This window comes from Streptomyces sp. NPDC006265 (genome assembly GCF_040613555.1).
Taxonomy (GTDB): Bacteria; Actinomycetota; Actinomycetes; order Streptomycetales; family Streptomycetaceae; genus Streptomyces.
The window spans coordinates 1-7,542 of sequence record NZ_JBEXSH010000432.1 but is presented as its reverse complement, the minus strand read 5'-3'; the positions used below and the strand labels follow the sequence as shown (position 1 = coordinate 7,542).

Annotated in this window: 5 protein-coding genes and 1 pseudogene; 4 read left to right on the top strand and 2 right to left on the bottom strand. The window is 69.8% G+C overall.

The genetic code is table 11. The features are described from left to right. Positions 1–216, top strand: a pseudogene (locus tag ABZ281_RS29270) (hypothetical protein); the annotation flags it as partial. On the opposite strand, the gene sucD reads toward ABZ281_RS29270, so the two are convergent. Beyond that, on the bottom strand, positions 213–1,094 hold the full coding sequence (gene sucD / locus ABZ281_RS29265; protein ID WP_356660259.1) for a succinate--CoA ligase subunit alpha: 882 nt from the start codon (positions 1,092–1,094) through the stop codon (positions 213–215). The pseudogene ABZ281_RS29270 and the gene sucD sit on opposite strands and share 4 nt — an antisense overlap. Before the next feature lie 14 nt (positions 1,095–1,108). Continuing rightward, positions 1,109–2,239, bottom strand: a complete 1,131-nt coding sequence (gene sucC, locus ABZ281_RS29260; protein WP_356660257.1) for an ADP-forming succinate--CoA ligase subunit beta — start codon at positions 2,237–2,239, stop codon at positions 1,109–1,111. A 142-nt stretch (positions 2,240–2,381) separates the two neighbouring features. Between sucC and ABZ281_RS29255 the strand changes: the two genes are divergently transcribed. From ABZ281_RS29255 to ABZ281_RS29245, 3 genes are all read left to right on the top strand, one after another. After that, positions 2,382–4,064, top strand: a complete 1,683-nt coding sequence (locus ABZ281_RS29255) for a thiamine pyrophosphate-binding protein (RefSeq protein WP_356660255.1) — start codon at positions 2,382–2,384, stop codon at positions 4,062–4,064. A gap of 9 nt (positions 4,065–4,073) precedes the next feature. Continuing rightward, positions 4,074–5,309 carry a formyl-CoA transferase gene (frc, locus tag ABZ281_RS29250; protein ID WP_356660253.1) on the top strand — a complete coding sequence of 412 codons (1,236 nt, stop codon included), beginning with the start codon at positions 4,074–4,076 and terminating at the stop codon, positions 5,307–5,309. 4 nt (positions 5,310–5,313) lie between these two features. Then, a partial coding sequence (locus ABZ281_RS29245; RefSeq protein ID WP_356660251.1) for an acetate--CoA ligase family protein occupies positions 5,314–7,542 on the top strand: 2,229 nt, incomplete at its 3' end.

The window sequence follows — 7,542 nt, the reverse complement described above, 5'->3', positions numbered from 1 at the left end:
GTGCGGGCGGGCCGGCCGTCGGCCAAGGAATCGGTGCGGGCGGGCCGGCCGTCGGCCAAGGAATCGGTGCGGGCGGGCCGGCCGTCGGCCAAGGACTCGGTGCGGGCGGGCCGGCCGTCGGCCAAGGAATCGGTGCGGGCGGGCCGGCCGTCGGCCAAGGAATCGGTGCGGGTGGGCCGGCCGTCGGCCGGGGTCTCGGCGTGGGTGGCCCGCTAGCGGCCGTTGAGGCGCGCGAGCACCAGATTCGCCGTCTCGGTCGGTGTGCTGCCCACGCTCACCCCCACCGCCTCCAGGGCCTCCCTCTTCGCGGCGGCCGTGCCGGAGGAGCCGGACACGATCGCGCCCGCGTGCCCCATGGTCTTGCCCTCGGGTGCGGTGAATCCGGCGATGTAGCCGACGACCGGCTTGGTGACGTGCCCGCGGATGTACGCCGCGGCGCGTTCCTCCGCGGCGCCGCCGATCTCCCCGATGAGGACGATCAGTTCGGTGTCGGGGTCGTCCCGGAAGGCGGCGAGGCAGTCGATGTGGGTGGTGCCGACGACGGGGTCGCCGCCGATGCCGACGCAGGTGGAGAAGCCGATGTCGCGCAGCTCGTACATGAGCTGGTACGTCAGGGTGCCGGACTTGGAGACCAGGCCGATGCGGCCCGGCTTGGTGATGTCGGCCGGGATGATGCCGGCGTTGGACTGGCCGGGGGTGATGAGTCCCGGGCAGTTGGGGCCGACGATGCGGGTGCCCTTGTCCTTGGCGTAGGCGGTGAAGGCGACGGAGTCGTGGACGGGGATGCCCTCGGTGATGACGACGGCGAGGCCGATGCCGGCGTCGGCGGCCTCGACGACGGCCGCCTTGGCGAAGGCGGGCGGCACGAAGACGACGGTGACGTCCGCTCCGGTGGCGCGCATCCCGTCGGCGACCGAACCGAAGACGGGCACGGCCCGGTCGTCGAAGTCGACGGTGCGGCCGGCCTTGCGCGGGTTGACGCCGCCGACGACGTTCGTGCCGGCCGCGAGCATCCGCCCGGTGTGCCTCATGCCCTCGCCGCCGGTCATGCCCTGGACGAGGACCTTGCTCTCCTTGGTGAGGTAGATGGCCATGGCGTTCCCTCTCCTCAGGCCGTGGTGGCGAGTGCGGCGGCACGGGCGGCGGCGCCGTCCATGGTGGTGACCTGCTGGACCAGCGGATGCGCGTGCTCGTCGAGGATGGCCCGGCCCCGGGCCGCGTTGTTGCCGTCGAGGCGCACGACGAGCGGCTTGGTCAACCGGACGGTCCCCAGGGCCTGCACGATGCCGTCGGCGACCGCGTCGCAGGCGGTGATGCCGCCGAAGACGTTGACGAAGACGGATTTCACGTCCGGGTCGGAGAGGATGACCGACAGTCCGTCCGCCATGACCTGGGCGCTCGCTCCGCCGCCGATGTCGAGGAAGTTGGCGGGTCGCGCACCGCATCCCGCGACCACGTCGAGGGTCGACATGACGAGGCCTGCGCCGTTGCCGACGATGCCGACCTCGCCGTCCAGCTTGACGTAGTTGAGGCTCTTCGCGGCGGCGGCCGCCTCGAGCGGGTCGTCGTGCTCGGTGTCGTCCGCGCCCCAGCGTGCCTGCCGGAAGCGGGCGTTGTCGTCGAGGGTGACCTTGCCGTCGAGAGCCAGGATCCGGCCCTCCTTCGTGCGAACGAGCGGATTGACCTCGACGAGGAGGGCGTCCTCGCGGACCAGGACCTCCCACAGGCGTACGAGGACGTCGACGGCCTGCTGCGGCAGCCCGGCCGCCTCGGCGATCTCGCCCGCCTTCGCGGTGGTGACTCCCTCGGTGGGGTCGACGGGGACACGGGCCACGGCCTCGGGACGGGTGGCGGCGACCTCCTCGATCTCCATGCCGCCTTCCGCTGAGGCGATCGCGAGGAAGCGGCCCGCCGCGCGGTCGAGTACGTAGGACGCATAGAACTCGGTCTCGATGTCCACCGGTTGGGCCACCATGACCCTGCCGACCGTGTGGCCCTTGATGTCCATGCCCAGGATCTGACGTGTGATCAGCTCGGCGGCGGCCGGGTCGGCGGCGAGCCTCACACCGCCGGCCTTGCCACGCCCACCGGTCTTCACCTGGGCTTTCACCACGACCCGGCCACCGAGCCGGCGTGCGATCTCACGCGCTTCCTTCGGCGAGTCGGTCACCTCGGCCCGCGGCACCGAGATGCCGTGTTCTTCGAAGAGTTCTCTTGCCTGGTGTTCGTACAAGTCCATTTCGGCTCCTGACTGAAAATGCCGCACGCCCCCTGGACACCACCGACCGGATGCGGGATAACAAGCTTCATACAGTATTCGTCGACTGTATGCAATGTACTGCGAGCCGCTCCAACCCCCTACGAAGGGACAGGACTTCGCCATGCCCGACGACACCCAGGACTTGATTTCCGGTGGTCATCTCGTAGCCAAGGCGCTGAAGGCCGAGGGGGTCGACCGCATCTACACGCTGTGCGGCGGCCACATCATCGACATCTACGACGGCTGCGTCGACGAGGGCATCGAGGTCGTCGACGTACGCCACGAGCAGGTCGCCGCCCACGCCGCCGACGGTTACGCGCGCATCACCGGCAAGCCCGGCTGCGCGGTGGTCACCGCGGGGCCCGGCACGACCGACGCCGTCACCGGTGTCGCCAACGCCTTCCGCGCGGAGTCGCCGATGCTGCTGATCGGCGGTCAGGGGGCCCTCACCCAGCACAAGATGGGGTCCCTGCAGGACCTGCCGCACGTCGACATGATGAACCCCATCACCAAGTTCGCCGCGACCGTGCCCGACACCGCCCGCGCCGCGGACATGGTGTCCATGGCGTTCCGCGAGTGCTACCACGGCGCGCCCGGCCCCTCCTTCCTGGAGATCCCGCGCGACGTGCTGGACGCCAAGGTGCCCGCGTCCAAGGCGCGCGTGCCGCAGGAAGGCGCCTACCGCGCCTCGACACGCTCGGCCGGCGACCCCGAGGCGATCGAGAAGCTCGCCGACCTGCTGGTGCACGCCGAGAAGCCGGCGATCCTTCTCGGCAGCCAGGTCTGGACGACCCGGGGCACCGAGTCGGCCATCGAACTCGTCAGGACCCTCAACGTCCCCGCCTACATGAACGGCGCGGGACGCGGCACCCTCCCGCCCGGCGACCCGCACCACTTCCAGCTCTCCCGCCGGTACGCCTTCTCAGGCGCCGACGTCATCGTCATCGTGGGGACGCCCTTCGACTTCCGCATGGGCTACGGCAAGCGGCTGTCCCCGGACGCGACCGTCGTGCAGATCGACCTCGACTACCGCACCGTCGGCAAGAACCGCGACATCGACCTCGGCATCGTGGGCGACGCCGGTCTCGTGCTGAAGTCGGTGACCGAGGCGGCCTCCGGGCGCATCAACGGCGGTGCGTCCAAGCGCAAGGAGTGGCTGGACGAGCTGCGGGCGGCCGAGCAGACCGCTCTGGAGAAGCGGCTGCCGAACCTGAAGTCCGACGCCTCGCCCATCCACCCCTACCGCCTGGTCAGCGAGATCAACGACTTCCTGACCGAGGACTGCATCTACATCGGCGACGGTGGCGACATCGTCACCTTCTCCGGGCAGGTCGTGCAGCCCAAGTCGCCCGGTCACTGGATGGACCCGGGCCCCCTCGGCACGCTCGGTGTCGGCGTCCCCTTCGTGCTCGCGGCCAAGCAGGCCCGGCCCGACAAGGAGGTCGTCGCACTCTTCGGCGACGGCGCCTTCTCCCTGACCGGCTGGGACTTCGAGACCCTCGTCCGCTACGACCTCCCGTTCGTCGGCATCGTCGGCAACAACTCCTCCATGAACCAGATCCGTTACGGCCAGGCCGCCAAGTACGGCAAGGACCGCGACCGGGTCGGCAACACCCTGGGCGACGTCCACTACGACAAGTTCGCCCGGATGCTGGGCGGTTACGGCGAGGAGGTCCGCGACCCCGCCGACATCGGCCCGGCCCTGCGGCGCGCCCGCGAGTCCGGCAAGCCGTCGCTGATCAACGTCTGGGTCGACCCGGACGCGTACGCCCCCGGAACCATGAACCAGACCATGTACAAGTGAGGTGTCCCGATGACAGGAACCAAGGCCCTCGAAGGTATCCGCGTCCTGGACATGACCCACGTCCAGTCCGGGCCCTCGGCGACCCAGCTGCTCGCCTGGCTCGGCGCGGACGTCGTCAAGCTGGAGGCTCCGACCGGTGACATCACGCGCAAGCAACTGCGTGACCTCCCGGACGTCGACTCCCTCTACTTCACGATGCTCAACTGCAACAAGCGGAGCATCACCCTCAACACCAAGACCGAGCGCGGCAAGGAGATCCTCACCGAGCTGATCCGGCGCTCCGATGTCATGGCCGAGAATTTCGGCCCGGGCGCCGTGGACCGGATGGGCTTCACCTGGGACCGCATCCAGGAGATCAATCCACGGATCGTCTATGCCTCCATCAAGGGGTTCGGCGAGGGCCCATACACCAACTTCAAGGCGTACGAGGTCGTCGCACAGGCCATGGGCGGGTCGATGTCGACCACCGGCTTCGAGGACGGACCGCCGCTGGCGACGGGGGCCCAGATCGGGGACTCGGGGACGGGTGTGCACGCCGTGGCGGGCATCCTCGCCGCGCTCTACCAACGGGAGCGCACCGGGCGCGGGCAGCGGGTCAACGTGGCCATGCAGCACGCCGTACTCAACCTGTGCCGGGTGAAGCTGCGGGATCAGCAGCGTCTGGCACACGGGCCGCTCGCCGAATATCCCAACGAGGACTTCGGCGACGAGGTTCCCAGGTCCGGAAACGCGTCCGGGGGCGGCCAGCCCGGCTGGGCGGTCAAGTGCGCGCCGGGCGGCCCGAACGACTACGTGTACGTCATCGTGCAGCCCGTCGGCTGGCAGCCGCTCAGCGAGCTCATCGGCCGGCCCGAGCTGGCCGCCGACCCCGAGTGGGCGACGCCCGAGGCGCGGCTGCCCAAGCTCGGCAAGATGTTCCAGCTGATCGAGGAGTGGTCCTTGACGCTACCCAAGTGGGAGGTGCTGGAGCGGCTCAACGCGCACAACATCCCGTGCGGGCCGATCCTGTCCACCCGGGAGATCATCGAGGACCGTTCGCTGGTCGCCAACGAGATGGTCGTCACCGTCCCGCACCCCGAGCGCGGCGACTTCGTGACCGTCGGCAGCCCGCTCAAGCTGTCCGACTCCCCCGTCGACGTGACCAGTTCACCCCTGCTCGGCGAGCACAACGAAGAGATCTACGTCGGCGAACTCGGCCTCGGCGACGAGGAAGTGCGCCTGCTCAAGTCGAACGGAGTGATCTGACGTGATGGCGGAAGACCGGGTCCTGCGGGTGCGGTCCCTCCTGGAGTCCGTGCGGGCCGGGGGACGGACCGCGCTGACCGCGCCCGAGGGCAAGGTGGTCGCCGACGCGTACGGGATCGCCGTACCGGGCGAGGAACTGGCGACGGACGTCGACGAGGCCGTGGCGTTCGCGGCGCGATTCGGCGGGCCCGTCGTGATGAAGATCGTCTCGCCGGACATCCTGCACAAGACCGATGCCGGCGGGGTGGTCGTCGGGGTCGAGGGCGCGACCGATGTTCGAGCCGCCTTCCACAAGATCATCGACAATGCGCGCGCCTACAACGCCGACGCACGCATCTCGGGCGTGCAGGTGCAGGAGCTGCTGCCGAAGGGTCAGGAGGTCATCGTCGGAGCGGTCACGGACCCGACGTTCGGGAAGGTGGTCGCCTTCGGGCTCGGCGGGGTGCTCGTCGAGGTCCTGAAGGACGTCACCTTCCGGCTCGCGCCGGTGGACGCCGACGAGGCGCTGTCGATGCTGGACTCGATCCGGTCGGCGGAGATCCTTCGCGGGGTGCGCGGCCAGGCGGGCGTGGACCGTTGGGCCGTCGCCGAGCAGATCCGCCGGGTCTCCCAACTCGTCGCGGACTTCCCCGAGATCGCGGAGGTGGACCTCAATCCGGTGATCGCGACCGCGGAGGGGGCCGTAGCGGCCGACATCCGGGTGATCCTCGCCGAGTCGCAGCCCGCGCCGCGCCGGAAGTACTCGCGCGACGAGATCCTCGCCTCGATGGGCCGGCTGATGCAGCCGAGCTCGGTCGCCGTGATCGGTGCCTCCAACGAGCAGGGCAAGATCGGCAATTCGGTGATGCGCAACCTCATCGACGGAGGCTTCGCCGGGGACATCCATCCGGTGAATCCCAAGGCCGATGACATTCTGGGCCGCAAGGCGTACAAGAGTGTCACGGACGTTCCCGGTGAGGTGGATGTGGCGGTCTTCGCGATCCCCGCCAAGTTCGTGGCCTCGGCCCTGGAGGAGGTGGGACGCAAGAAGATCCCGAACGCCGTGCTGATCCCCTCCGGGTTCGCCGAGACCGGCGAGCACGAACTCCAGGCGGAGATCGTGGAGATCGCCGAGCGGCACGGTGTACGGCTGCTGGGGCCGAACATCTACGGCTACTACTCGACCTGGCAGGACCTGTGCGCCACGTTCTGCACGCCGTACGACGTCAAGGGCGGGGTGGCGCTGACCTCGCAGTCGGGCGGCATCGGGATGGCCATCCTGGGCTTCGCCCGCACCACCAAGACGGGTGTGTCGGCGATCGTCGGGCTCGGCAACAAGTCGGACCTGGACGAGGACGACCTGCTCACCTGGTTCGGCGAGGACCCGCACACCGACTGCATCGCCATGCATCTGGAGGACCTCAAGGACGGCCGCGCCTTCGTGGAGGCCGCCCGGGCGACCGTGCCGAAGAAGCCGGTGGTCGTGCTGAAGGCCGGGCGGACGGCGGCGGGAGCCAAGGCGGCCGGTTCACACACCGGGGCCCTCGCGGGCGACGACGCCGTGTACGACGACATCCTGCGGCAGGCCGGGGTGATCCGGGCGCCGGGCCTGAACGACATGCTGGAGTACGCGCGCGCGTTGCCGGTGCTGCCCGCTCCCCAGGGCGACAACGTCGTGATCATCACGGGTGCCGGCGGCAGCGGTGTGCTGCTCTCCGACGCGGTGACGGACAACGGCCTGTCCCTGATGGAGATTCCGCCGGACCTGGACGAGGCGTTCCGGAAGTTCATCCCGCCCTTCGGGGCCGCGGGCAACCCGGTGGACATCACCGGGGGGGAGCCACCGTCGACGTACGAGGCGACGATCCGGCTGGGTCTGGAGGACCCACGCATCCACGCGCTGGTCCTCGGATACTGGCACACCATCGTCACTCCTCCCATGGTCTTCGCGGAGCTCACCGCGCGCGTGGTGGCCGAGTTCCGCGAGCGCGGGATCGAGAAGCCCGTGGTGGCGTCGCTCGCGGGTGACGTGGAGGTCGAGGAGGCCTGCCAGTACCTCTTCGAGCGCGGGGTCGTGGCGTACCCGTACACGACCGAGAAGCCGGTGGCCGTGCTCGGCGCGAAGTACCGCTGGGCGCGGGAGGCGGGACGGCTGGGGGGCCCTCATGCCCAGCAAGCGCAGCGCGATCTCACAGGTCGCGCGGATCGACGCGATGCGGGCCCGCGGCTCGGCCTACGAGACCGCCCGCGCCGA